The 2,180-nt window shown below is 74.0% G+C and carries 2 protein-coding genes and 1 pseudogene; all 3 read left to right on the top strand.

The genetic code is table 11. The annotated features are described in order from the left end of the window. Positions 1–180: 180 nt before the first annotated feature. Positions 181–645: an SRPBCC family protein gene (locus tag QOL99_RS16595; RefSeq protein WP_285525472.1), complete on the top strand. Its 465-nt coding sequence runs from the start codon at positions 181–183 to the stop codon at positions 643–645. Then, entirely contained in the window at positions 642–1,514 is an 873-nt protein-coding gene (locus tag QOL99_RS16590) for an AAA family ATPase (RefSeq protein WP_285525470.1), read from the top strand. The genes QOL99_RS16595 and QOL99_RS16590 overlap by 4 nt, the downstream gene beginning before the upstream one ends. Positions 1,515–1,663: 149 nt before the next feature. Further along, positions 1,664–2,180, top strand: a pseudogene (locus QOL99_RS16585) (hypothetical protein); the annotation flags it as partial.

The raw sequence follows: 2,180 nt of genomic DNA, 5'->3' as shown, positions 1-2,180 counted from the left end.
CGCCTGCACCTCGGCCGGGCGCAGGTCCGCCGCCAGCGGCACGTCGCGCCCGGCCAGCACCCACAGCGCGAGCACCAGCCCGCCGATCAGCCACCCCGCCTTTCACATGGCCCCATTCTGGCTGCCCTGGGGCACAATGGAAGGACCGACAACCCGAGCCCTTTCCCCCGAGGAGACCCCATGAAACTGAACTACAGCGGTCAGGAACACGTCCAGGCGCCCCCGGCGGTGGTGTGGGCCTTTGTGCAGGACCCCGAACGGGTGGCCCGCTGCCTGCCCGACGTGCAGGAAGTGGTGGTCCACGACCAGACCCATATGGACGCGACCGTGCAGGTGGGCGTGGGCATGGTGCGCGGCAAGTTCAAGTTCAAGATCGAGGTGCTGCCCGACGAGGCGCAGGGCCGCGTGAACGTGAAGGTGCAGGGCGGCGGCCTGGGCAGCGTGGTGGACCTGACGGCGGGCGCGAACATCGTGGACAACGGCGACGGCACGACCACGCTGGACTGGACCGGCGACGCGACCATGCGCGGCCCGGTGGCGACCGTGGGCGGCCGGGTGCTGGACGCGCAGGCGCAGAAGCTGATCGAGAAGACCTTCCAGAACATGAGCACCCAGGTGAGCGCGAGCGCCGGAACCCTGGCGTGACCCTTCCTCCGGCTCCAGAGCCGCCCGACCTCCGCGCCGCCTTCCGCGAGCGGGGGTACGTGGCGGGAGACGCGCTGGTGACGGCGCTGCGGCTGGTCGTGGCGCTGGGCAAACCGCTGCTGCTGGAGGGACCGGCGGGCGTCGGCAAGACCGAGGCGGCCAAGACCCTCGCGGCCTCGCTCGGCACCCGCCTGATTCGCCTGCAGTGTTACGAGGGCCTGGACGCGCAATCGGCCCTCTACGAGTGGAACTATGCCCGCCAGCTGCTGCACCTGCGGGCGGCGGAGGCCGGAGGGCGGCCCGTGACGGACGCCGACCTCTATGGCCCCGAGTTCCTGATGCAGCGGCCCCTGCTCGAGGCGATCCGGCAGCCCGCGCCCCCGGTGCTGCTGATCGACGAGGTGGACCGGGCGGACGACGCCTTCGAGGCCTTCTTGCTGGAACTGCTGGCCGAGTGGCAGGTCACGGTGCCGGAGCTGGGCACCCTGACGGCCACCGCCCGCCCCCACGTCCTGCTGACGAGCAACCGCGCCCGCGAACTCAGCGACGCGCTGCGGCGGCGCTGCCTGTACCTGTGGGTGGACTATCCCAGCCGCGCCGAGGAACTGGAGATCGTGCGGGCGCGGCTGCCCGGCATTGACGGGGCGCTGGCAGGGCAGGTCACGCGGGCCGTCCACGCCCTGCGCGAGCTGCCGCTGGGCAAGCCGCCCGGCGTGGCCGAGACGCTGGACTGGGCGACGGCGCTCGTGGTGCTGCACCGCGACTGGCTCGACGCGGAGGCGCTGGAGCTGACCCTGGGCGCGGTGCTGAAGCTGCGCGAGGACCAGCTGCTGGCCCGCCCGCTGCTGGAAAAGATCGCCCGGCGGTGACGGCTCCCCCATCCCAGGCCGACCTCCCCTCCCGCGTGGCGGCCCTGTGCGCCCACCTGCGCTGGGCCNGAGCTGACCCTGGGCGCGGTGCTGAAGCTGCGCGAGGACCAGCTGCTGGCCCGCCCGCTGCTGGAAAAGATCGCCCGGCGGTGACGGCTCCCCCATCCCAGGCCGACCTCCCCTCCCGCGTGGCGGCCCTGTGCGCCCACCTGCGCTGGGCCCACGGCTTCCGGCTGGGACCGGGCGAGACGGCGGCGGCGCTCGCCGCGCTGGGGGCCGTGAACCTGGGTCGGCGGCGCGAGGTGCGGGATGCCCTCCGCGCCGTGCTGACCGCCAGCCGCGAGGAGGGGCGGGTGTTCGACGCCGCCTTCGACACCTTTTTCCGGAGGGGCGAGGCCCCTGCCCCCCCACAGCTCCCACCCCTGCTGCCCCGGACGGAGGCCCCATTGCCGCCGCCTCCCCCCGCTCCAGCAGGTCAGACGGAGGACAGGGGACCGCCCCAACCCTCCGCAGCGGGCCGAGCAGCCACAGGCGAGGACGCCGACACCGCGCCCACCCCCACCCGCCCTGACCCGGAACGTGAAGCGGCAGGCGACCCGGACGCGCCCGCCCCGCTGCTGCACGCCCGCCGCAGTCCGAACGCGGGCGCGGGGGGCGGCGTCAGCA

Origin of the sequence: Deinococcus rhizophilus, assembly GCF_030271215.1 — a bacterium.
Lineage (GTDB): Bacteria > Deinococcota > Deinococci > Deinococcales > Deinococcaceae > Deinococcus > Deinococcus rhizophilus.
The sequence above is the reverse complement of the archived record's forward strand: the minus strand, read 5'-3'. Positions and strand labels throughout refer to the sequence as shown.

Excerpts from the sequence above, each read along its gene's own strand:
- QOL99_RS16595 (WP_285525472.1), top strand. The coding sequence starts at position 181 with ATGAAACTGAACTACAGCGGTCAGGAACACGTCCAGGCGCCCCCGGCG.